We start from the raw sequence: 23191 nt of genomic DNA, 5'->3' as shown, positions 1-23191 counted from the left end.
CAGCTTGCGGATTTGACTGACTTTGGAGGTGCATATTCATGGGGATGAACAGCCTAGCACTCCTATCCTTTCGCTTTCCGCGAGTGTGTATTTTCTTATGGTCAATTGCACTTATCTTAGTTGGCAGTCATGCGCTTAGGCTGGATTCCGTCGTACAAGACCATGGCTTGTATCCACAAAAGGGAAGTTATGCAAAGGTGCAGCAGGTGCTCGCCTCCGATTTTAATCTGTCAGAAGCACCGATCATGCTGCTATTCGAGAAAACGGACAACTTATCGAAGTCGCGATTTCATGCTTTTATTGAACAGACGCTTCGGCAGGTGAGCGGGACTCAGGGTCTGACTAATATCATTTCTCCGCTTGAGCGGCAGGAACTTCAGAAAGGGAACTACGCGTACGCGCTGCTTTCATTCGAAGCTCCACCTTATCGGATGGAGGATACGCTGAAGCAGTTAAATCAACTTTTGCCCGCCTACAGCGGAATTTCGATAAAAGTGACAGGCAAATCAGTTATTCAAGGTGATGTAAATGAGGCTAGTCATGCAGATTTAGCAAAAGCAGAGCTGATCGGCATACCGCTTGCTTTTCTCATTTTGTGGCTCGTTTTCCGTAAAATCATTATTGCGCTGCTCCCCATCGTTATTGGTATAACGGGAGTGACGATTGCAATGGGAATTGTATATGGAATAGGCACCAAATTGCCGCTGTCCAATTTTGTTCTGAATGTGATTCCGATGGTGGGACTTGCCCTAAGCATCGACTTTGCACTTATGCTCGTTAGTCGATTCCGCGAGGAACTCGGAGGGTACAAGCAGCCTGTCCAGGCGCTTGCTGCAACGATAAAAACAGCTGGCAGAGCTGTTTTTGTATCGGCAGCTTGCGTCTTCTTGGGTTTGCTAAGCTTTATCTGGATTCCGCTGCCCATGTTCTCGTCCATTGCGCTTGGAGCGATGACAGTAGTGGCCGTGTCGCTGCTGCTCGCGTTTACGCTGCTGCCTGCACTGCTTGCGATTTGCTTGCCTTCCATGCAAACGAAAAAAACGCGCCCGATTGGTACCAGTCGTTCATCCGACTGGGATGGGCTTGCTCGTTTGGTAATGAAACGGCCAATGGTGATGGGGATGCTGGCAGGGGGCGTGCTTATCCTATGTTTGTTGCCCCTTAGTAGAATGGAGACTGCTGTTCCAGATGAGGCTTCATTGCCTCAATACTATGAATCTCGGTTGGCCGCTGAGACTTCAGAGGCTGTTTTTGAGCTGCCCTCCACATCAAAGGTTTGGGTGATTGCTCGCGGGGATAGTCTGTTTTTGGAGCAAGCGGATTGGATGAATGCCTTTGAGCTGACGAAGCGCTTGGAGCAAGATCCGAGCGTCTTGAGGGTGGACTCGGTGTTCTCTAGGCTTAATTTGCCACCCGAGCATTTGACGACAATCATGCAGCGGCCACTGCAAAATAAGAAATTCCAGCCGGCGCTCCAGCCATTTCTGCAAAATAACCAAATGCTGCTGCAAGTGACGATAGCGGGCGAACCATCCTCTCGCGAGACGATGAATTGGCTTAGGGAGTGGGAGCGAAGAGGGGAATCATCAAAAATATTCTTCTCGCTTGGAGGAGAGGCAAAGTATGAGCAGGAAGTATTCGATCATGTTTTCGGAAGCTTAGCTTATGTGCTGCTCTTTCTATTTGTTACGAATTTTATCGTGCTTCTTGTTGCCTTTCGTTCCGTCCTCATTGCTCTCAAAACCATACTCCTCAATCTTCTGAGCATAGGAGCATCCTTTGGTATTCTGACATGGGTCTTCATGGATGGCCGATTGGGGATTGAGGCGAGCAGCATTGCCATTATGATCCCGGTATTTATTTTTGGATTAGTATTTGGAATTAGTATGGATTACGGCGTTTTTCTCATCTCGCGCATAAGCGAGGAATTTCATAATACGCGCAGCAATAAGCAGGCTGTACGAAAGGGCCTTTCCTCCGTCAGTCATGTGATAACCGCGGCTGCAGCTATCATGATCGTCGTCACCGCACCCTTTGCATTTGGCGAAGTAGTTGGCGTAAAGCAGCTCGGCATCGGCATCGCGACAGCCATATTTATTGATGCAACAATCGTGAGAATGGTGCTGGCACCTTCCTTAATGCTCATGCTTGGAAAATGGAACTGGTGGGCTCCGCGCTGGTTGAAGCAATAGAAATCGCATGCGTATTGCGGCTGCTTCGGCAGTCGTTTTTCATTTGCCTATTTGAGGACAAGCATAATTGCGCCTTATTTTTATTTCTTATAGCGGAAATTGATTTGTGCTATAGTTTGAATAATCATAATGCAGAGGAGATATTTCATGTATATACCTCAATCGTTTGAAGTGACGGATAAAGAGACACTATACGCTCTGATGGAGCAGAATAGCTTTGCTGTTTTATTTTCACAACATGAAGGTAAGCCCTGTGCAACGCATCTCCCCTTGCTTTTAGATGAAAGCGAAGGTTATTTGTATGGTCATATGGCAAAAGCAAATCCGCATTGGGTAAGCTTAAAAGGGGAAGTACTCGTTGTTTTCACTGGAGCTCATTCGTATATTTCATCCTCTTGGTACGAAACGCCAAATTCCGTGCCGACGTGGAATTATACCGCTGTTCATGTGTACGGTCATGTTGAGCTCATTGAAGATCATGCGGAGCTGCTCAAAATCGTAGACCAATCGGTTAGCCATTATGAATCAAGCATGCCAAACCCGTGGAGCATGAGCCAAGCTGACCCAACGTACATTAACAATTTATCCAAAGGCATTGTTGGATTTAAAATTCATATTTCAAAAATAGAAGGCAAATGGAAGCTGAGTCAAAATCATTCCAAAGAAAGACAAGAACGAGTCATCGATGCGCTGGAATTGCAGAAGGATGTTCAATCTAAGCAGATTGCAAAGCTGATGAAGGACAATGTGAAGAGATCATCTTTGTAGCGCATGAAATAAATAAAAAAGATAATGAAAGAACCAGACGAGCACACTTGTAGTGTTTGTCTGGTTCTTTAATGTACATAGGACGCTTAGGTTGTTTAATCCGCTGTGGCAACAGCCTGCAGCTTGGCGCTTGCAAGCTCTCGGACGGCTTTCCATTCTGCCAAATATTTTTCTAATTGGTCGATCAGTGCGCTGACTCCTTGAATGAAATCAACTTGCCCGCTCGCTCGAATCGCTTCAATGGATTGAAGGATATCCGAAGACAAAGTCAGGTGAGAAGGAAGGGCTGCAGTCAGCTCATGAAGAGCAAGCTCAATGGACGCAGCTGAAGCTGGTAGTTGGCTAGTCTTTGGAGCGGGCTCAGAATCAGCTTGTTCTTGTTTGATTTGCTTTTCTACTTTCGAAGCAGCTGCTTTGGGCTCGGCAACAGGTACAGGCTTGGCGCGCTCCGCTTTGTTTTGCTCATGAGTTGACCAGGTTTCGATGAGTCCAGCACCTGACTTAAATAGCAGCTTGTCCTTCGTGCTGTCAGAGATCGTTTTATCTTTGAACAGCTTGGCGATTTTTTTTACGTCGCTTACTGGCAGTTCATCTCTTGCAGCAATAAGCGCTAGTGGATCGCGGTGCTCGATCGGCAAATCCTTAAGAGGGAGCAATTGATCCTCGGTCAGCTTATCCTTCCTAATCTCAGTGCCGCCAACGATCAGCTTCTTTACGGCATTGCCAAACTTCAGCAGCTCACATTTGTTTTTGATATACGATTCAGGCTTGCCCAGCTTGCCGGACAAAAATTTGGTGGAGCTCTTAAACTTCGAATCGTTCAACAGCTTATTAAACGCCTCGGCCTCTTCGATCGGAGAGAAGCCTTCGCGCGTCAAGTTTTCCGCTATTTGCTCCAAGTATATTTCCATCTCGTCCGTTACGGTTGAGACGATACAAGGAATCGTTGGCCGTCCGAGCATTTTGCTTGCTTTATAGCGGCGGTTCCCATAAATGATTTTATAACGTCCGTTGCCTGTCGTTCTCACTTTAATTGGCGAGAGCAGACCGATTTCTTCAATGCTTTTCATTAATTCTTGCAGCGCTTCTTCGTCAAACTGGTACCTCGGCTGATCGGTATCCTCATCAATTAAATCAGTAACAATTTCAATGATATCCATAGGTCTCTCCTTAACTTTTGGTTTACTAGAATGCATGGCGTCATTTGTTATTCGTTCGTCTGTTATGTAAAAGTATTGAGAATCCGATTATGATAGTGGCTTCCTCTATTATATCGGATCTTTTGTTAAGAATGGTTGCAAGATGACATTTTCAATGAAATGATGCTGGTTCTTCCGAGAGAAGACTCATAAATAGCGTCGTTGTTGATGGGTACAAGCTTGAGTCTAACGGACATATAATCCGTTAAATGAACAAATTTGAGCATATTTGAGGCAATTGAAGCTCAATAAGGGCCTCTATGTCCGTTAGCTCATCAAAAACAGCGAATGTAGAGAAATAAGGTATCTAATGTCCGTTAGCTCAACGGCATTCTCGCTTGTAAAAGCTCATTCAGAGCTCTAGTATTCTGCTGTGCTGCCACCGGTCATTACCTAATAATTTCATTGTTGGACAAACAGGTGTTCTGATTAATTATAGCAGATGGCACGAAATAGCGACACTAACTGGGCAGAGGGTACCGACGTATGGAGGGGAAATAGACAAAAAAAGCCAAACCTCGTGAACGAGGCTTGGCTTAAGCTCACAAATTATTTAACTGTTTTATTATAGTTAGCAATCTTTTCAGTGATCGCTTTAGCGGCATCATCAAGCGCTTTTTGCGGTTCTTTTACGCCAGTTAATGCTTCTTCAATCGCCGTTTCAACAAGCTGACGCGCTTCAGGGAATACGCCCATCACTGCGCCTTGCGAAGCAGGGGAAGGGATAGAAGCGTGCAGCTGATCAACTGCTGTTTGGAACTGTGGATATTTTGCTAGATTATCGGCAACGATTTTTTCGTCATAAGCTTTTTTAGTAATCGGGAAGTAACCAGTGTTAATGTGCCAATAAGCTTGTGTTTCCGGCTTAGCTAAAAACTTGATGAAATCCCATGCTGCCTTTTGTTCAGCTTCGGGCTTGTTATTCAGAATCCACAAGCTTGCTCCGCCAACGACAACACCGCCATCTTTCGCATCGGCAGGTTTAGGCAGGAAGCCAGTACCTACTTCAAATTTGCCAGCCACTGAATCTACAATTCCGCGAAGCGAAGCGGTAGAATCTAACGTCATAGCGATTTGGCCAGCTGCGAATGCTTTTTTCGTATCGTCTGTTTTACGTCCCAAGTTAAGTGCTGATTTGCTGTCAACAAGATCCTTCCACCATGACAATGTTTTAACACCAGTCTCGTTATTCAATTGCGATTCTGTAGCGGAAGCTGTACGTCCGTTGCCATTATTCAAATATTCTACGCCTTGGTTTGCAAAAAATTGCTCCATGAACCAGCCGTAAATAGCGAATGAAGCACCTGTTTGACCATTTTGCGTAAGCTTAGCAGCAGCTTCCTTTACCGCTTCAAAAGTTGCTGGTGCTTTTTCTGGATCAAGTCCAGCAGCTTTGAACAAATCTTTGTTATAATACAAAATTGGGTTTGATGTGTTAAAAGGCATGGAGTGAAGCTTGCCGTCAAATGTATAGTAATTTGTAATATTTTCTTCTAGCTGAGATAGATCATAATTTTCTGCATCTACAAAAGTTTGAACAGGTGTAGTTGCTTTGGAGTCGATCATGAATCTTGAACCGATTTCGTATACTTGAATGAGTGATGGCCCAGATTTGGAATCCATCGATGCTTTCATTTTATTTAAACTCTCGTCATAGGTTCCTTGAAACACTTCTTCAACGACTACATCTTTTTGAGAAGCGTTGTAGTCTGTAACGAGCTGGGTTACTGCTTTGCCAAGTTCTCCGCCCATGGAGTGCCACCAAACAACTTTAACAGGTTCTTTTGCCGTTTCGGTAGGAGCTGCTGAAGCTTCAGTTGAGTTCGTAGCAGAAGGCGCCTCTGCATTGCCTTTGTTCCCAGAGTTGTTGCCTCCGCAGGCTGTGACTACAAACAACATTACCGCCATCATAATCATCAAACCAGACCTAAACCTTGCTTTCATTCTTTTTCTCTCCCTCTCTACTACTTTTTTTGTTTACAGTACATTTATGGAAACGTCTATGAAGACGGAGCCACCTCATTCATTATCCTTTTACAGCACCAGCTGTAATCCCTCGTACGAGCTGCTTTAATCCAACAATGAGCAGTAATAAGGAAGGCAGCAGCACAATAGCTACGCCGGCTAACACGATGTTCCAGCTTGTCATTTCTTCGAACTGCAGCATGCTAATGCCGATCTGTACCGTTCGCATCTTATCGCTGTTCGTTATGAGCAGGGGCCAAAGGTACATATTCCACGAATTCAGAAACACATAGACAGATAGTGAAGCTATGGCTGGACGTGATAGTGGCAGTACGATAACTAAGAAGTGGCGGATATGCCCGCTGCCATCGATTTTTGCTGCTTCAAAAAGCTCGCGAGGCAGCTGTAAGAAATATTGCCGCAGAAGAAACACGCCAAACGCAGACGCGAGAAAAGGAATCGTCAATCCTTGATAGGAATCCAGCCATCCCCATGATTTTACCGTCAAATAATTGGGGATAATCGTGACTTCCCACGGAATCATCATGGTGGAGAGGAATAAGGAAAACCAATATTTTTTGCCTGGAAAACGGATATATACAAAGGCGTAAGCAGCCATGCTCGCGATAAAAACTTGTCCAACCATAATAATGGTCGCGATAAGAAAGCTGTTCGCTATGAATGCACCAACGGGAATAAGCTCAAATACGGCAGAGATGCTACCCAAATACACGCTATCGGGAAACAAGTCAGGCGGAAATTGAAGAGACTGCTCAGGTGTCATCAATGCCTGTAGAAATGTGTAAATCAATGGAAACAGCATGGCGATGGAAAGCAATGAGAGCAGCAAGTACACACTAGAGCGGCGTAAAAATGGCTTTAATCCGATCATTGGTAATACACCTTCTTTTCTACAAACACAAACTGGATAATCGTCAAAATAAGAATGATAGCGAATAGGACTAACGACAAGGCGCTTCCTGTTCCGAATTGATAGTTAATGAATGCTTCTTTATAGATGGAATATACGAATACCTCTGTTGATCCGGCAGGTCCGCCTTTGGTTAGAAGATGGATTTGTCCAAAGGATTGAAAGGAACCGATGATCGAGATAACAGCTAGAAAAAATAGAGTAGGCGACAGCAGCGGGAGTACGATTTGCAAAAATGCACGGAATGGGCCTGCGCCGTCAATCTTTGCGCTTTCGATCATGTCATCCGGAATACTCTGGAGCCCGCTCAGCACGATAATATAGTTAAAGCCCGATTGCATCCAAATGGTCATCATGGATATCGATAATAAAGCTGTAGAGGGATTGGTAAGCCATTGGATGGGGGCAATTCCTAGTGATGAAAGGATATAATTCAGCATTCCGAGGCTGGGGTGAAAGAGGATCATCCAAATGACGGCTGCAGTACTCACGGACAATGCGAGCGGCATTGCGAACATGAATTGAAAAATACGCATAGCTGGCAGCTTGATATGCGTGAGCGCGGCTGTAACGATGCCAAGTACAATGCCGACAGGAACGGTGTATAGTGTGAATAGGCCTGTCACCGTCAGGCTATTCCAGAACATTTCCGATGAAAACAGCTGCGTATAGTTATCGAACCCGACATACTCAGCGACTCTTCCTCTGGGATCTGTTAATTGGAAGCTTAAATAGACTGATTTCAGCAATGGATAAAATAAAAATACTGTAAATAGCAAAAGTGAAGGAGCCAAAAACAAATAACCAAGTGCGTTCTCCCTCAATCGATTCGTTTTAGCCAGTAGTCGACTAGCAGCGCGAGAGCTATGTGTACGCTTAGCGGCTAGAGTAAGCTTGCCTTCTTGCATGTTCATTCCCTACCATCCTTTCACATCCATGTTCTCCATATAGTGTAGATTTAGAATGTTCGAGGAATGTTTTGAAATTAATAATAAATTGTAGATCGCTAGCATTAAAGGATAGGCATGCACTGTAAGTGAATTGTAAAATACCGGAACATTTAAATCGTAATGCTCGTTATTAATTGAAAGGGGGGTTATGATGAAACGATGGACGAGTGCAGGCCTCATCTTATTTTTGACAGTAGGGATGCTTCTGGCTGGCTGCAGCAGTAAGCCGTATGGCCATTACCGTGATGACCAAATGATTGGTTTTATTAACGGTTTGAACGATCAGGAGAAAAAAATCGAATTCGATATTTCCGAGTGGACGAAGCGCGATGAGCCGGGTCCAGCTATAGAAGATTGGGGCGTAGTATATGAAGCCCTCGTGCTTCCAAGCACCAAAATAAATAATGAAACAGGCGATAAGCTGAAGTGGGAGGACTTGAAGCAAGGACAGATGGTTCAGATCAATCCATCGCGTACGGAGAAGATTACGGATACGCCGGATGAGCTCATAGTTTTATCGATGTCCGACGAGCAGCTTTTTAAGAGAGCAGGCTTGTTGGCAAGCAAAAAAGGCAGCTACCGAACGACAGTTATATACGAGGATGGTAAGGAAGAGCCTTTTGATATTAATGACATCGAGAAAGAAGCAAGCATCATGCTTAAGGGCGGCTACAGCATGATGGCGTACAATCCAAACGACGTGCTAGATATAAAGAAGATGTTTAATATCGAGCAATTTCCAGTCATTTTAGTATTCAATACGGAGAAGCTAGCGCTAAAAACAGATCGTCTGGAGGATGCAGTAACTTTTTTGAAAGCTAAATAGAGTTGCGAAGCAGCCAGAGATTTTATTTAATGAAATAAAAGAGAAAGCATATTAAGGTGGGGCTCAAAATGGAAGAAATACAAGGGGATTTATTAACATCGGAAACGTTGAAATCGGATTTGATTAAGCTCGGCGTACAACCTGGAATGACGGTTATGATGCATACCTCGATGAAGGCGCTTGGCGGTTTTGTATCCGGCGGGCCGACTGCGGTGATTTTGGCGATAGAGTCATGTCTGACAAGCGAAGGTACACTTGTCATGCCAACGCATACGCCAGATTTGTCTGATCCTGAAATTTGGCGATACCCGCCAGTGAAGGAATCATGGTGGCAGCCGATAAGAGATACAATGCCTGCTTTTGAAATAGACCTGACTCCTTGCTTAGACATGGGGGTCATAAATGAATGTTTTAGAAAACAAAATGGCGTCGTTCGAAGCAATCATCCACAGGTTTCTTTTGCAGCGTGGGGCTCCCAGAAGGATAGGATACTTGCAAATCATAGCTTGGAATACAGTCTGAGTGAACAGTCTCCGTTAGCGAGGCTTTATGATTTGGAAGGCTGGGTGCTGCTGCTGGGCGTTGGTCATCATAAAAACACTACTCTTCATCTAGCGGAGTATCGAGCTGAGTATGCAAATAAAGCAGAAACGATTAATAAAGCACCGATGCTTGTAGACGGAGAGAAAAAATGGGTTGCGCTGCGCGACGTTGATTTTGATACGGATGATTTTAATCATTTAGGCGAGTGTTTTGAGAAAGAAACGGATTATGTTCGCAGAGGAAAGGTCGGCAATGCGGACTCGCTGCTCATGCCAGTTAAAGCTTTAGTTGATTACGGAGTAAAATGGATGGAAGCTAATAGAGGCCGCTAGTTTCCCTTTTGTAATATTTTTCCCCAATGTCGAAATACGGTGGTATGATGAGAAATATAACCATATTCATCAGGCAAAGCTTTCAAGAGCAATAACTTGCTAGTGAGCGAACAGAGGGGAAGCGAACGAATGATAACGCTCTTGAAAAAGCATCTGATTGTCCGTGTTTTATGCGCTATGACCGTAGTTATGATATTGATCGCGGGAGGCTACATAGGAACACAAGTAGTGCAAACCAATTCTGCAGTTGAAGAGGCGATTAACAGCTACAATATTCGAATTGCAGAGAGCTATGCGGCCACGCTTGAGTCGGGGGAATTTACGGAATTTCTCAAGCAGCCTGAGGAAACAGAGCTATACTGGTCTATTCGTGAGGAACTTAGTTATTTCCGCTCGCAAATAGGCGCAAGGTACGTCTATTTTGTTCGTTTCGATGAAAATCGTGAACCACGAATTATGATCGACGGTTTGCCTAAAGATGATAGCTCAGCTTCCCCTATTAATGAAGTAACCGATATGCCGGCTTCGGCGGTTGAACATATTTTTGCTGGAAGAAACGCAAGCTCTCCACTAATTGAAAACCCGGTATATGGTTCTTACTTGTCTGCCTATGTGCCTTTGAAAGATGACAGTGGCGCAGTGGTTGGAGCAATTGGCATTGATACGGATGCAGCTGTATTTCAACAGCTGGCTAAGAGTGTCATAAAGGAAAGCATCCCACTCTATATCATGATGCTAGTCATTACGCTTGTTTTAATCGGGGCGATCATCTGGTTTGTCCGCCGATCGCTTCAGCCTTTGGAGACCGTAACTGCCAGCGCTGAGAAAATGGCTTTAGGCGATCTGGTGGAAGCGAATGCGATTTTGCGAGCAAAGCCAGTCAAATCTGTTGATGAAATAGGTACGGTATACAAAGCGATGCTTACGATGTCTGAGCATTTGAATGAGCGAGTTCGCGGAGTAGTTGTTAATGTAGAAAAGACGTCTGAGCAGCTCGTTTCATCAACACAATCCTTTGCAAGCAGTGCTGATCATATGCTGCAAATGGGCGAGGCGATGAATGGTTCAGTTCAGCATATTTTCGAGGGTGCACATGCCCAGAAAAAAAGTGCAGATGACAGCGCACTTGCGATGGAGGAAATTGCGCAGGGAATCGTTAAGATTGCGGAATCTTCATCCACCGTTTCGAGCGCAGCGGTACAGTCACTAGAAATCGCACAATCGGGCGAACAAGCGATGATACAACTGAACACACAAATCAAAAATATTTCGGCTTCTGCCGGTCAGACACTGCATATTGCAAGGCAATTGCAGAGCTATACAGGTGAAATCGGTCATGTCATTGGTTCCGTTCGCGATTTTGCTTCCCAAACCAAGCTCCTAGCACTAAATGCATCGATTGAGGCAGCGAGGGCTGGGGAACATGGAACAGGCTTTATGGTTGTAGCAAAAGAAGTAAGTAAACTAGCGGAAGCTTCTGCTTCCTCCGTACAGCAAATTTCATTGCTGCTTGGCAATATAGAAATAGAATCAGGGAAAATTAGCGAAGAGATGGAGAAAGCCTCAAGAGATATTGAAGACGGAGTTTCTTTATCGGGTGAAGCAGCCGAATCGTTCTTGCATGCTGTTGAATCGTTCCGACTTGTAAGCGAGCAAATTATGGAGGTATCGGTGACGACGGAGCAGCTAACAGCTGGTTCTGAGGAGGTAGCCGCTACAGTGAGCAGTATTGCGCATATCGCAAGAGATGTATCGGATCAAACGGAGCAAATTCAAATGCTGACTGTACAGCAGCTGGATATGATGAAGCAAGTACATGAAGTGTCTGTGGTGTTAAGCTCTAATACGAATGATATGAGACAAGCTATTGCTCAGGTAAATGTTTGATTTAAGCAAGAAATAGGCTGCCAATGCTGGCAGCCTATTTTTTATTTGCATATTTACTTATTACTTAAGCTTCTATGGGCTTAATCGCTTCATATACGTAATTTTGTTTGCCGTTTGATGGGGCTTGGCCATAGTTGTAATCAGCTGACACAACCACATCGGAAAAACCAATGTTTTCTAAAATAAGTTTAAACTCTTCGACACCGTACCAACGTAAGGCAAAGCGCTGCAGCTCAGTTTGGATAAGAGCGCCGTTGTGCCATTTTTCATATTTAATATATGAAATCTTATATTGATTGTATAAGTCGGCTTCAACAAGTTTGTCTTCCATGGTAATGATGTCTCCATCCGGCAGGTTGAATGTCGACGTACCGCTATATTGCCCACAACTGAAATTGTTGTCAGGCAGGAACAGGTCAAGTATGATACGTCCGCCTGGCTCAAGATGGGTATACAAATTTTTTAGAGCCAGAAGTGATTCGTCTCGGTTCTCTATTAATAAGAATGAACCGCCTGGGATAATGATGGCTTCATAGCGATGAGGCAAATCAAGCTGTTGTAAATTTGACTCATACAGCTCAGTAACGAGCCCGCGTTCCTCACAGCGTTGACGGCAGGATGCGAGCATTTCCGCTGAATAATCAACACCATCGACTTGCAGGCCTGCTTCTAGAAGCGGAACGAGAACACGACCAGAACCGGCCATTGCTTCGAGAATACGACCCTTGCAATCTTTCAGTCGATCTTGGTAAAATTCTAAATCGCCACCGATAGATTGACCTGTTTTCTTGGATAAATCATAGACCACTGTGCAAAGTTCTCCGTAATAACTAAACGACATACGTAATTCCCTCCAATAATTAGATGTTTACGGAAGGGATTGTAATGCTTATCCCTTACGCACCTTAATAATGAACGTACCGGAATGTAGTTTTTGCATGATAACCACTCGCTTTCTTATAAAGTTATTATAAGTATAGGCAATAGGTAAATATAGGTCAATATTTCCAAGAAAAAGGGATTTCTGAATTCTCATTTACAACGGGTTCATTTATACTATTAATGAATGCTGGTCTATGAGAGGGTGATTATGGAATGCATGTAAACTGTATGTTGTGCAGAAAACCATATGATATTAATCACAGCGATCCTCAATATCGAAAGCTCATTGAAAAACAAACGAAATATTATATTTGTCAGTCATGTCATTCCAAAACAACAAAAGAAGCAAGTGCTATGAGCGAGATTAAGCCAGAAAGCCTAGATCCCAAAGGGTATGACAAATTAATAACTTAATTGTCTATGCATTATGATGACGAGTGCTATGTTTTTTTGATAACTAGTGCTATGTATCTATGATGACCGATGTACAGTTTTTATGATGGGGAGTGCTAGCCATCATTTCAAAGACGAATTTTGATCTCTTCCTTCAACTTAACGGACATGAGAGACCTTATTTGCCGTAAATCGTCCTTTTTCTCGCTCTAACGGACATAGGATCTCTTATTTCATGATATTCGAGAGAATTTGGGGTCATTTTGAGCAAATAGAGGATCCTATGTCCGTTAAAAAGAAAACTAGCCTTTACTTTGAGAAATAACGGCTTTTATGTCCGTAAGGACGGAAGTTAAACCTAAGTCTAAACGTGAAACCTAAACTTAAACCGAAGACGAGACTAAAATCTAACCACATATCCTAAACGCACTGCCTAAACACACAACCTAAGACGAAACCCAACCACAAACCCGAACCACAAACCCGAACCACAAACCCGAACCACAAACCCGAACCACAAACCCGAACCACAAACCCGAACCATAAACCCCAATCACAAAAGCCAACCACAGAACCCAACCACAAACCCCAACCACAAAAGCCAACCACAGAACCCAACCTAAAAAACCAATCACAAAACCAAATCACAAAACCTAACCACACAACCAACAAATGAAACCTACACACGGCACTCAGTAACGGACATGAGAGACCTTATTTGCCGTAAATCGTCCTTTTTCTCGCTCTAACGGACATAGGATCTCTTATTTCGTAATATTCGAAGAAATTCGGGGTCATTTTGAGCAAATAGAGGATCCTATGTCCGTTAGAAAGCAAATAAGCCTTTATTTTGAGAAATAAAGGCTTCTATGTCCGTAAGATCGGAAGCTAAGCACAGTCGAGGTAATCAACGAGCCACATCGTTTTTATTTATTGAGATGAAGCTTTTTGTCCAAATATTTAAGAGCTTTCTCCGTGCAAACATCGCTCAGCTCTGCTTTGACGATAGCTCGGGTCTCTGCTAGATTATCGTGAGCAACAGCCTCTTTACCAAGTGTGGTTTGAAGCCAGTGATCTGAGCTTTCAAAGCACATACTGCTCCAACCGCCATCGAAGTCAGCTTCCTGCGCCCCGGTAATCACAATGTCAGCAAAGTTTTGAAGATCTACAAGTGCCCGATCGTAGTCCTTCTTCTGCTCTTTAGCGGTCAGCCGGCTTTCCTTACGTAAATTGCGTGAGTCGATATTGCCTGCTTCCTTGATAATATGATAAATATTTCTGGCTTCTTGGGACATAAGACCGCTGTTATAACGTTCCTCAACGCTTTTTCCTTGGGATAACAAGAACGGGATATGAGGAAACAAATCAACGTGAATAAAGGTTAGTTTGCTGCCAAAAAACTTGCCATATGCCGCATGCTCATCCTTTACGATTTTAACCCGCCATATCCACGGATCAAACTCAGTTTCTGTATGCCAGCTGTCACTAGGAACCACGGCAGTGAGGGACGGATGCTCAGGGATAAGGTCAGAGAATGGAAAAATCTTATATTGCTCGACCAGCTTTACGAACTCTGGATAAGTGGTAATGCTCATATATACACTCCTTATATCGTTTACTCCTTTATTCTAGTTTTCACCTGTCTAATCCTTCCATACAGCGACTTATTAAATTAGATCAAAAAAAGTAACTTTTTTACAGTAACTGGCGTCACTATACATGAGGTTAAAATGGAACAGCTTTTTGCTCATGAAAGGACTGGCGAAAAAGTGAAAGGAACATTCGTTTCAGCTGTCATTACAGTGCTGCTTCTTGCTGGTTGTGCAGCCGAAAGTGTTGACCCAAAGGCAACTAATGTACAGGAGCAGCAGCTGGTTCAAGCTAAACTAACAGGGTTATTGGATAAGAAGATTAGTCCATCATTTAATATCACAGATGCGAAAGAAATATCTATTTCCAGAGTAACAGGAGCCAAATCCAAAGAGTCGGTGTATACGGATCAAAGGAGGCTAGAGGTTTTTGTCAGCGCGATAAATACGGCAGTACAAATGCAAGGAATTTTAAATATGTCGAAACCGATCTTTACGATTACGGTGAAACAGCCAATCGTGAAAAACACCTTCAACCTTTGGATAAACGAGAGTTCTAAACAGGGCGTTATTATGGACGTGAAAGATACACATAAGGGTTATGTATTAACAAAGGAAGCGACGAATGAATTACTCGAAATCATTCAAGAGGACTCACAGCTCACTGAGCAGAGTGAGTTCGTTATGCCGCTTACCTATGAGAAGGTTGAAAATACTCAGAAGGTTGTGAAGGTAGATCACATTCAAATGGAGCAGCTTATTAAAGAACAGATCATTAATGGCGGAAAAATTAGCATTTATTCGAAGTCGGGTGACGATGAGCTGGTGTATGGTGCTTTCGAATATGAAGCTGGTCTTTATGAGCTTGGGGCAGTTGGAGGCATGCATCCACAAAACAATGATGAGCTGCTGTCGATTAAAGAGCTAGAGCTTTATGGCAAGTTGCTTATTCGAATCGACGGTGTCTTTGGGGCAAATGCACCGATACACAATTATTTTGAAATGAAAGATGATAAACCCATTCCATTCCTGCTCGTAGATACTGGTCATGCGGAAGAAGTGGATCTAGACGGAGATACCATCGAAGAAGTGGTCTCGAAACACGGTTTACCGCTGCTCACTTTTGTTTACAAATGGGAGGATGGCGCTTTTAAAGTTGGCGAAGTGGAATCGCAACAATAATAAAATTCGCAGGAGGTTTTAATGATGAAAAAATGGATAAAAGCAACGACAGCTGCACTAACAATAGCGGGTGTGCTTAGTGCGGGTTCTGCAACGATGGCGGCGTCTGCACCCAAGGCACCCATTAAAATGTTCATCGACGGCAGGCTTCAAGAAGATGTGCTGAACGTGAACGGCAGAACGATGGTGCAGCTCACAGCCTTTAATGATCCTGAAAAACTCAAATATTCCTACGAAACGGCTACCAAGACAATTGTGATCCAAAATCCAGCTCGGAAATTGACTGTTCGATTAAAGGACGGACTAAAATCAGCTGATGTAAATGGGAAAAAAGTTCCTCTGGATGCCCCAGTTACCGTAAAGAAAGGACGTACTTATGTTCCAGTTCGTTTTGTTACGGAAACGCTTGGCGGAACAGTAGGAACCGACAGTACAGGGAAACAGATTATTGTAAGAACACCGTCGGGTGAAGAACGGTTCAAAACGCTGAGAAATGGCGACTTAACAGAGGCTCGCAAGGTTGCGCTAGATACATTTGGAATAGATAATGGTATTAATATTACGCCTTATGGTGAAGGCATGACTTTTGAATATATTTTCCCTCAAGGGGAAGCACTCCGTTATACCATGGAATATAGAGGGTTAATCACCTATTATGAAATCAACGAAAACGGCATTAAGGAAGTAATATGGGAAAAGGACTTATACGGGAAAAACGGAGAAGCGGGCAAGGAACCAAAGCCGTTTGGTGATTCTGTCTATTTTTCAGATCGAATTATGGCAGATTGGCTGGCGTATGGGACGGTTGACAGCAAGGGCAAGCAGACGGAGTTGGGCTTTATTGATCGCAATAAGAATAAAGAGCTTCCTAAAATTATCATTATGCCGATCGAAGGAGAAGTACGAACAGATATTAAATAAGTAAAAGATTCTATAGGGAATTAGAGAGGAATTAACATTGATTAGAAAAATAGACATCACAGATGCTGCCATAGCAGAGGAAGTATTGCGTATACAGCTTCCATCCTATAGGGTGGAAGCAGAGCTCATTGATTTTTATGAGATACCGCCATTAAAAGACACCGTAGATACGCTGCGTAATTGCGGGGAGACCTTCTATGGTTATTATATTAATAATGAACTGTGCGGAGCCATCGCCATCATGATTGATAATAACATCATAGACATTCATCGGCTCATTATCCACCCTGACCATTTTAGAAAAGGAATCGCGAAGCAGCTGCTTCAACACATCGAAAGCGTTGGAGTCAGCGGAAATGTGATCGTCGTATCAACGGGATCTAAAAACGCTCCTGCGGTTAACCTTTACAAGCAAAGCGGATATGTTGAAACGGGGGTTATTGAAGTGGAAGAACGGCTATCGCTCACCTCCTTCCAAAAAACATTAAATTAACTCTGCTCTCGCACGTACTGAAGGAGTTTGATGATTTGTATCAGTTAACCAAGGAGCTTAGCGGCTCTCAAGAGATTACCGTTTATGAAGCCAATCAATTATTTGGGGAGATCGGAAAATATCGCTTCTTGCAGTTCTCTAATCATGCGATTCAAGGAGCGATAGATTTGAAGGAACCGAATCGAGTCGTCATGGAATATCCGCGTGCGATCATGCATCTGATGGTAAATAACGATCAATCGTTTGAAAATGTTTTTATGATTGGTCATGGAATTGGAACTATCGCCGGACACTATTCCGATAAACGATTTGTGATAGCGGAAATCAATGAGAAGGTAGTTGAGCTGAGCAGAACTTATTTTAGCTATAGCGAGGACAATGTTGTAATTGGAGATGGGCGGCAAATTCTTGAAAATCAGGCGTCCGGCGGTTTTGATTATATTATTTTGGACGCCTTCACGAAAGAGGGGACACCGTATCATTTAACGACATTGGAATTTTTTGAGTTAACGAAAGAGAAGCTGAACGCAAGTGGTTCGATTATTATGAATCTCTTCGGAAAAGTCAAAAACGATAAATTAATTAATTCAATTTATTCAACATTGAAAGAGATCTATCCGTATACGAAAGCCTTCTCTCTGCCTGCAGAAGATCTAGCCGATACTCGTAATATGATCATCGTCGGCAGTAACAAAACGCTCAGCTTTCAATCACGGGAAATGGCTGGTTTCCTCGAAATAGAATTAGAAGAAGGGCATCGTATGGCGGACAAACGAAAAGGATGAACCGACTATACGGATCATTTGTTGTCACGTATGATTTTTCGATATTCGCGCGGCGTCATGCCGACAATTCGTTTGAAATGGGTGAGGAATGCATCGATATTTTTGCAGCCGACCTCTTCCGCAATGCTGCTAATTTTTAGCTGGGAGTTCCTAAGGAGCTCGCAGCTTTTTTTTATGCGCAGATGCTGCAAGTAATGCAGGAAAGTTTGTCCGGTATGCTGCTTGAACACGCGGCTGAAATGCCGTTCGCTCCACTCGCAGCGATTTGCAAGCTGGCTGATGGTTACATTCTCATGAGCGTGCTGCTCAAGGTAGTTCAGCACATGATGGAAGCGGGCGGAAGAATTCTCTTCTAATAACAGCTCCTTAGCGTCCTTCATTAATCGATAGACGGATAGAAACAGCTGCACTAGCAGCGTTAGTAAATAAGCCGATGATCCACTCCGCGGGAGCTCATATTCACGAAGCAGGCTGCGAAATAAATCTTCGATAACACTATCCGAGTCGAACAAGGAGTGGAAAGTGGATGCATCATTAAAACAGGTGTCCAGAAAATCAACAATCTCCTGATCACCAATCCAGTCTTTCTGAGATTGAAGGAGCGAGGGCATGAAGACGCAATTATATACAATTAATGGCGAGCTGTTGCGTGAAGGTGTTGAAGGCCGAAAGACATGCGGAATGCCAGGCGGCAAAATGAATAACATCCCTTTATAAACGGGGACGACGTCATCCCCTATATGATGAAAGCCCTTGCCTTCAGCTACATAAGCAAGCTCAATGAAAACATGATTGTGCAGCGGCAGATCAAAGTCTTCCTCGGCGCGGTTTACGAAGATGAATTTACTCTTTTGAAAATATTGCTCGCTCTCGTAAAGCAGCGTATGCTTGCTTGTCATCAGCTTTCATTCCTTTCATCCGATGTCGTTTTTCAGGGAATAAATGTCCGAAACAGGGGTAATTGAGTAGCATGATTTTACTATAATTAGAGGTAGAATGCACGTGCAAACCTACGATTACTCGCTTAGAAGGGGCGGAATAACATGATGGATTGGGATTGGAAGGCGAATTGGATTTGGGGCGGAGAAGCTGAAAGCCCTCGCAATGAATGGCGCTGCTTCAAAAAGAGCTTTGATGTTGCACCATCATCGGATGATTTTGACCAAAATACTCAAACAACACTGCGAATTAGTGCGGATTCTCGTTATGTTCTTTATATTAATGGCAAGCAGGTAGGACGCGGCCCTGTACGTTCATGGACCGTTGAGCAATTTTATGATGTGTACGATATTGGCCATCTGCTGGTACCTGGGCAGTCGAATACGATTGCGGTGCTCGTGCATCATTTTGGCGTAACGACCTTTTACTATTTAAGAGGCCGCGGCGGGCTGCTTGTGCAGTTGGATAGGAGCAGTGAAGAGGGAACGCAAACGCTGCTTGAATCAGATGATACTTGGAGCACAGCTATTCATGAAGGCTATCATACACGTACGCCTCGAATGTCTTGTCAGCAAGGCTATTCTGAGTATGTTGATGCTGGTTCATGGGACAGCGATTGGACTACAGCCACGGGTAGTGGTGATGCTTGGGAGAAAGCAGCGTTACTAGGCGTTGTTGGCACTGGACCGTGGAAGACGCTAATAGAGCGGGACATTCCGCTGTTAGCAGAGTACCCTGTGTATCCATCCCGCATATTATCTCTGAGCAGCGTTAAGTCCTTCAGCTTCTCTACGTCAATTGATATACGCAATCAAATGGTTGAAGGCAGTGAGGACCATGCAAATGTTGTCGGCTTCACGGGTTATGCGGCTACCATTCTCTCTGTCCAAGAAGACGCGGATATTATACTCGGGTTCCCATTTGCGAGTGAGTGCGTAAGAGTTGTCTCAATTAATGGGGTGAAGCTGGATTCGGATCAGTTCACGGGAGTGCTCCCTGAACGCTATGCAGAAGTGACAATTCAAAAAGGCGAACATTTACTCTTAATTGATGTGAGTGGAAGCATGCATACAGGTCAGCTGCACCTGGGCATCTACAGTGAAGTTCCGATTGAGGTTCGATCACCGTTAGCTTCTGAGCAACAGTCAGTAGGTGCATCTGCTTTTATTAGTATTGGTCCCTTTGACAGTACCGTATATTTGGATCATCAGGAATCGAGACAGATTGATTTTGAGGATGCGTATTATAAGCAAGTAATAGATAAGGTATCTTCCATTCAAGATTTGGATGCCTATTCTCCATATATTCGTTCTATTAATGAGAGTCTCGTAAGTGAAGTAGATGTATTCGGTCTCTCTGTGTGGAAGAAGGAAAGCACTCCGCATGTTATTCCGGTGGCTTTGCAAAATCTTGTTATTCCGAACGCATCGCCGGGAGTTATTCCGATGTATCCAGGTCTAGATACAGAAATTATTATTGATTTCGGCAAGGAGCTTACGGGTTATCTGTCATTTGAGGTTGAGGCAGAAGCGGGTGCTATTTTAGACTTTTACGGATTTGAGTATATGACAGAGGATTATCGCCAAGATACGTTTGGACTGGACAATACTGTGCGCTATGTATGTAAAGAAGGGAGACAGACTCATGTCTCTCCAATTCGCAGAGGCTTGCGATACTTGATGCTGACTGTCCGAAATGCGAATACGCCGGTCAAAATACAAAATGTTCATTATATAGCAAGCCATTATCCAGTAGCAGAGATTGGCAGATTCCAAAGCTCAGATCCTTTATTGAACGACATATGGGAGATTAGCCGCCATACGACGAAGCTATGCATGGAAGATACTTTTGTGGATTGCCCAGCTTATGAGCAAGTTTTCTGGGTGGGGGATAGCCGCAATGAAGCACTGGTTAGCAACTACTTATTCGGCGTAAATGATATGGTTAAACGATGCTTGCGTCTTGTACCGGGATCGAAGGATCAAACGCCTTTATACGTAAATCAGGTTCCGAGCGGCTGGAGCAGCGTTATTCCGAACTGGACCTTTTTCTGGGCTATTGCATGCCGTGAATATGTAGAGCAAACAGCGGATCTTCATTTTGCCCAAGAGATGTATCCGCATATCCGTTTTACGCTAGAGCATTATTTGAAGGAAATCAATGAGGATGGCTTGCTAGCAATTAAGGGCTGGAACCTACTCGACTGGTCGCCGATTGATCAGCCTAATGATGGCATTGTCACTCATCAGAACTGCTTCTTAGTGAAGACGCTGCGAGTTGCCTCTGAGATGGCTGGTTTTTCCGGTGATGAGGAAGGGCGCGTACGTTTTGCTGCAGCAGCCGATGATCTTCAAGCGGCAATTAATCAGCACTTGTGGTCCGAGGAACAGTCTGCCTACTTGGATTGTATCCATGTGGATGGACGCAGATCAGACATCTTCTCCGTGCAAACACAGGTGGTCGCTTATTTGACAGGTGTTGCGCAAGGAGAACGTAGAAGCATTATGGAGAAGTATTTGCTGGAATCGCCTTCCCATTTTGTTCAAATCGGCAGTCCATTCATGTCTTTCTTCTATTATGAAGCATTGTCGGCATCGGGACAGTATTCTACGATTGTTGAAGACATCCGTCGCAATTATGGGCAAATGATCGAGCATGACGCGACAACTTGCTGGGAGATGTATCCGAACTTTTCGGAAAATAGAGCGAATCCCAATATGCTGACTAGAAGTCATTGTCATGCTTGGTCGGCAGCGCCAGCTTATTTCCTTGGACGCGAGGTGCTTGGCATTCGCAGTACAGCAATGGGCTGGACTGAGGTCGAGATTAGTCCTAATCCTTGCGGTCTCACTTGGGCGAAGGGGAGCGTTCCTCTCTCCGATGCAGGGCAAATCGATGTATCGTGGAAAGTGATCGATGAGAAAATTATTGAGGTTTCCATTCAATCCCCTGCATCGGTAAAAGTGAATGTTATAATACCAGAAGGATACGAAGGTATCGTTCGGGAGAAAAAAATCTTTTAGAAGAAATATCGCTTGAATTACGCTCAGTGGAATGAAGATGCAAAAAAGCTCTCGCTGCCAGTAGACAGTTGAGAGCTTTTTTTATAGGAGTGGTGAACTGCATTTGAATTATTTTAGTATAGATCGAACATGTTGACTTCATAGCCTTGTATCTTCAAATATGTAAACATCTGAGCCCGATGATGCTGAATATGGGTCGTAATTTCAATTAGCCATTTTGCCTGTACTGAGCCGTGTTCTAGATAAAATGGTTTTGTTTTCTTGTGCAGGAAATCCTCATCCGGAAGGCTTTCCATGTAAGCTCTGACTTCATGCAAACCAGTCGTGAGCCAAGCAATTAGTTTCTCGTGGTCTTGATCGGCAGCTATATCCGCTTCAAGCTTGCGGATGACGGTTTCATCGTTCTCCTGAAGAATGAGCAGATCAACCGAAGGAATAGATACGATATGTTGGACAAGCTCCAGCAGCGTCCTCATATTGTCATGCGGTCTGTATGACCAATGATCGATTGAGATTTTGCGAATCAAATTGGAAGAGGTTTTCGCAATATGATCCAATTCCTCCAGCAGTAATCCTTTTACTTCATTAATAGGTTGAGATTGCATTACCTTCACTCCATTCTTCTTAATTGTAGTATTGTGGTCACCCTTAGTGGGCTTAATACTGATTGTAGCTTATAATAGTGACAGTAGTTGTCATAATTAAGAAATGGATGGAGAATCAATATGTCAAAATCGAAACGGCTCATTGAATTGATGATGACTGTTAATAGAAAACGTAAGTTCACCGTCAAAGAACTCGCGGGTGAGTTTGAAGTGTCGACAAGAACGATATTGAGGGATTTGCAGGAGCTGAGTGAGCTGGGCGTTCCGTTGTATTCGGAGGTAGGACCGCATGGCGGGTATCAGGTATTAAAAGAAAGGATATTGCCTCCAATCGCTTTTACGGAAGAAGAGGCTGTTGCGATATTTTTTGCCAGCCATGCTTTGAGGCACTATTTATATCTTCCCTTTGAACCTGAATCATCCTCGGCACTCAGCAAATTCTATTATTACATGCCGGGTGATGTGCGGGATCGTATTGATCAAATGAAAAATCGTGTTGATTTTTTCACGCCTGCTCGGCAAATGAAATCCCCTTATTTATCGATCTTGCTTGAAGGGGCTATTCATCAAAAAGTGTTGGTTATCGAATATGAATCACGAGAAGGTCGGTCAAGCCGTCAAATACAACCGATTGGCATATATGCAAGCAACGGATTATGGTACTGTTCCGCTTACTGTTTTTTGCGTGCTGAATTGCGGTTGTTCCGTTGTGATCGAATTCACTCCGCTGTAGAGGATACATCTGATTTGGAAGCGCTGGATTTGCGACATGTAAACCTTGGGAAT

At 43.8% G+C, this 23191-nt stretch carries 20 protein-coding genes (1 of these 20 running past the window's edge); 12 read left to right on the top strand and 8 right to left on the bottom strand.

Features of this window, described 5'->3' with window-relative positions:
* Positions 1-38: 38 nt before the first annotated feature.
* Together AC0VYE_RS30395 and AC0VYE_RS30390 are read left to right on the top strand one after the other, a co-directional pair.
* Complete coding sequence (locus tag AC0VYE_RS30395) at positions 39-2192, top strand: MMPL family transporter (RefSeq protein ID WP_475444485.1); 2154 nt, start codon at positions 39-41, stop codon at positions 2190-2192.
* A 147-nt stretch (positions 2193-2339) separates the two neighbouring features.
* Entirely contained in the window at positions 2340-2960 is a 621-nt protein-coding gene (locus AC0VYE_RS30390; RefSeq protein WP_475444483.1) for an FMN-binding negative transcriptional regulator, read from the top strand.
* A gap of 95 nt (positions 2961-3055) precedes the next feature.
* On the opposite strand, the gene AC0VYE_RS30385 is transcribed toward AC0VYE_RS30390, so the two are convergent.
* The 4 genes from AC0VYE_RS30385 to AC0VYE_RS30370 form a co-directional block, all read right to left on the bottom strand.
* A complete protein-coding gene (locus AC0VYE_RS30385) occupies positions 3056-4120 on the bottom strand; it encodes a ParB/RepB/Spo0J family partition protein (RefSeq protein WP_475444481.1) in 1065 nt (354 codons plus the stop codon).
* 588 nt (positions 4121-4708) lie between these two features.
* Positions 4709-6103 (bottom strand): ABC transporter substrate-binding protein, encoded by a 1395-nt coding sequence (locus AC0VYE_RS30380; protein WP_475444479.1) that lies wholly within the window; start codon positions 6101-6103, stop codon positions 4709-4711.
* A gap of 82 nt (positions 6104-6185) precedes the next feature.
* Entirely contained in the window at positions 6186-7016 is an 831-nt protein-coding gene (locus tag AC0VYE_RS30375; protein WP_076270407.1) for a carbohydrate ABC transporter permease, read from the bottom strand.
* Positions 7013-7969, bottom strand: coding sequence for a carbohydrate ABC transporter permease (locus tag AC0VYE_RS30370; RefSeq protein ID WP_475444476.1), 957 nt, complete (start codon positions 7967-7969; stop codon positions 7013-7015). Before AC0VYE_RS30370 ends, AC0VYE_RS30375 begins: the two co-directional genes overlap by 4 nt.
* A gap of 184 nt (positions 7970-8153) precedes the next feature.
* Between AC0VYE_RS30370 and AC0VYE_RS30365 the strand changes: the two genes are divergently transcribed.
* From AC0VYE_RS30365 to AC0VYE_RS30355, 3 genes are all read left to right on the top strand, one after another.
* A complete protein-coding gene (locus tag AC0VYE_RS30365) occupies positions 8154-8831 on the top strand; it encodes a hypothetical protein (RefSeq protein ID WP_475444474.1) in 678 nt (225 codons plus the stop codon).
* Positions 8832-8899: 68 nt separating this feature from the next.
* The gene (locus AC0VYE_RS30360; RefSeq protein WP_475444472.1) at positions 8900-9706 is read left to right on the top strand and encodes an AAC(3) family N-acetyltransferase; all 807 of its coding nucleotides are present in this window, start codon (positions 8900-8902) and stop codon (positions 9704-9706) included.
* A 129-nt stretch (positions 9707-9835) separates the two neighbouring features.
* The gene (locus tag AC0VYE_RS30355) at positions 9836-11593 is read left to right on the top strand and encodes a methyl-accepting chemotaxis protein (protein ID WP_475444470.1); all 1758 of its coding nucleotides are present in this window, start codon (positions 9836-9838) and stop codon (positions 11591-11593) included.
* Between the two features lie 64 nt (positions 11594-11657).
* On the opposite strand, the gene AC0VYE_RS30350 is transcribed toward AC0VYE_RS30355, so the two are convergent.
* On the bottom strand, positions 11658-12434 hold the full coding sequence (locus tag AC0VYE_RS30350; RefSeq protein WP_076270411.1) for a class I SAM-dependent methyltransferase: 777 nt from the start codon (positions 12432-12434) through the stop codon (positions 11658-11660).
* Between the two features lie 254 nt (positions 12435-12688).
* Here AC0VYE_RS30350 and AC0VYE_RS30345 point away from each other — a divergent pair, with 254 nt between their 5' ends.
* Entirely contained in the window at positions 12689-12889 is a 201-nt protein-coding gene (locus tag AC0VYE_RS30345; protein ID WP_475444468.1) for a DUF2197 domain-containing protein, read from the top strand.
* Positions 12890-13794: 905 nt separating this feature from the next.
* Here AC0VYE_RS30345 and AC0VYE_RS30340 read toward each other — a convergent pair.
* A complete protein-coding gene (locus AC0VYE_RS30340; protein ID WP_475444466.1) occupies positions 13795-14463 on the bottom strand; it encodes an AlkZ-related protein in 669 nt (222 codons plus the stop codon).
* A gap of 135 nt (positions 14464-14598) precedes the next feature.
* Here AC0VYE_RS30340 and AC0VYE_RS30335 point away from each other — a divergent pair, with 135 nt between their 5' ends.
* From AC0VYE_RS30335 to AC0VYE_RS30320, 4 genes are read left to right on the top strand one after another with little or no spacing between them, the layout of a single operon-like run.
* A complete protein-coding gene (locus AC0VYE_RS30335; protein WP_475444464.1) occupies positions 14599-15639 on the top strand; it encodes a YhfM domain-containing protein in 1041 nt (346 codons plus the stop codon).
* A gap of 21 nt (positions 15640-15660) precedes the next feature.
* Entirely contained in the window at positions 15661-16560 is a 900-nt protein-coding gene (locus tag AC0VYE_RS30330) for a copper amine oxidase N-terminal domain-containing protein (protein WP_475444462.1), read from the top strand.
* 37 nt (positions 16561-16597) lie between these two features.
* Positions 16598-17053, top strand: coding sequence for a GNAT family N-acetyltransferase (locus tag AC0VYE_RS30325; RefSeq protein ID WP_475444460.1), 456 nt, complete (start codon positions 16598-16600; stop codon positions 17051-17053).
* Positions 17054-17070: 17 nt separating this feature from the next.
* Entirely contained in the window at positions 17071-17838 is a 768-nt protein-coding gene (locus tag AC0VYE_RS30320; protein WP_475449776.1) for a spermidine synthase, read from the top strand.
* Positions 17839-17852: 14 nt separating this feature from the next.
* On the opposite strand, the gene AC0VYE_RS30315 is transcribed toward AC0VYE_RS30320, so the two are convergent.
* Complete coding sequence (locus AC0VYE_RS30315; RefSeq protein ID WP_475444458.1) at positions 17853-18737, bottom strand: helix-turn-helix domain-containing protein; 885 nt, start codon at positions 18735-18737, stop codon at positions 17853-17855.
* A gap of 144 nt (positions 18738-18881) precedes the next feature.
* Here AC0VYE_RS30315 and AC0VYE_RS30310 point away from each other — a divergent pair, with 144 nt between their 5' ends.
* Positions 18882-21800 (top strand): family 78 glycoside hydrolase catalytic domain, encoded by a 2919-nt coding sequence (locus AC0VYE_RS30310; RefSeq protein ID WP_475444456.1) that lies wholly within the window; start codon positions 18882-18884, stop codon positions 21798-21800.
* A 113-nt stretch (positions 21801-21913) separates the two neighbouring features.
* On the opposite strand, the gene AC0VYE_RS30305 is transcribed toward AC0VYE_RS30310, so the two are convergent.
* Positions 21914-22405 carry a DinB family protein gene (locus AC0VYE_RS30305; protein ID WP_475444454.1) on the bottom strand — a complete coding sequence of 164 codons (492 nt, stop codon included), beginning with the start codon at positions 22403-22405 and terminating at the stop codon, positions 21914-21916.
* 120 nt (positions 22406-22525) lie between these two features.
* Between AC0VYE_RS30305 and AC0VYE_RS30300 the strand changes: the two genes are divergently transcribed.
* On the top strand, positions 22526-23191 hold the 5' portion of the coding sequence (locus AC0VYE_RS30300; RefSeq protein ID WP_475444453.1) for a helix-turn-helix transcriptional regulator. 282 nt of this gene lie beyond the right edge of the window; 666 of the gene's 948 nt are visible here — the first part of the coding sequence; the start codon lies at positions 22526-22528; the stop codon falls past the right edge of the window.

Source organism: Pristimantibacillus sp. Z349TD_6, assembly GCF_056173205.1.
The sequence above is the reverse complement of the archived record's forward strand: the minus strand, read 5'-3'. Positions and strand labels throughout refer to the sequence as shown.

Coding starts and splice junctions, on each gene's coding strand:
- AC0VYE_RS30395 (WP_475444485.1), top strand. CDS start 39: ATGGGGATGAACAGCCTAGCACTCCTATCCTTTCGCTTTCCGCGAGTG.
- AC0VYE_RS30390 (WP_475444483.1), top strand. CDS start 2,340: ATGTATATACCTCAATCGTTTGAAGTGACGGATAAAGAGACACTATAC.
- AC0VYE_RS30385 (WP_475444481.1), bottom strand. CDS start 4,120: ATGGATATCATTGAAATTGTTACTGATTTAATTGATGAGGATACCGAT.
- AC0VYE_RS30380 (WP_475444479.1), bottom strand. CDS start 6,103: ATGAAAGCAAGGTTTAGGTCTGGTTTGATGATTATGATGGCGGTAATG.
- AC0VYE_RS30375 (WP_076270407.1), bottom strand. CDS start 7,016: ATGATCGGATTAAAGCCATTTTTACGCCGCTCTAGTGTGTACTTGCTG.
- AC0VYE_RS30370 (WP_475444476.1), bottom strand. CDS start 7,969: ATGAACATGCAAGAAGGCAAGCTTACTCTAGCCGCTAAGCGTACACAT.
- AC0VYE_RS30365 (WP_475444474.1), top strand. CDS start 8,154: ATGATGAAACGATGGACGAGTGCAGGCCTCATCTTATTTTTGACAGTA.
- AC0VYE_RS30360 (WP_475444472.1), top strand. CDS start 8,900: ATGGAAGAAATACAAGGGGATTTATTAACATCGGAAACGTTGAAATCG.
- AC0VYE_RS30355 (WP_475444470.1), top strand. CDS start 9,836: ATGATAACGCTCTTGAAAAAGCATCTGATTGTCCGTGTTTTATGCGCT.
- AC0VYE_RS30350 (WP_076270411.1), bottom strand. CDS start 12,434: ATGTCGTTTAGTTATTACGGAGAACTTTGCACAGTGGTCTATGATTTA.
- AC0VYE_RS30345 (WP_475444468.1), top strand. CDS start 12,689: ATGCATGTAAACTGTATGTTGTGCAGAAAACCATATGATATTAATCAC.
- AC0VYE_RS30340 (WP_475444466.1), bottom strand. CDS start 14,463: ATGAGCATTACCACTTATCCAGAGTTCGTAAAGCTGGTCGAGCAATAT.
- AC0VYE_RS30335 (WP_475444464.1), top strand. CDS start 14,599: ATGGAACAGCTTTTTGCTCATGAAAGGACTGGCGAAAAAGTGAAAGGA.
- AC0VYE_RS30330 (WP_475444462.1), top strand. CDS start 15,661: ATGATGAAAAAATGGATAAAAGCAACGACAGCTGCACTAACAATAGCG.
- AC0VYE_RS30315 (WP_475444458.1), bottom strand. CDS start 18,737: ATGACAAGCAAGCATACGCTGCTTTACGAGAGCGAGCAATATTTTCAA.
- AC0VYE_RS30310 (WP_475444456.1), top strand. CDS start 18,882: ATGATGGATTGGGATTGGAAGGCGAATTGGATTTGGGGCGGAGAAGCT.
- AC0VYE_RS30305 (WP_475444454.1), bottom strand. CDS start 22,405: ATGCAATCTCAACCTATTAATGAAGTAAAAGGATTACTGCTGGAGGAA.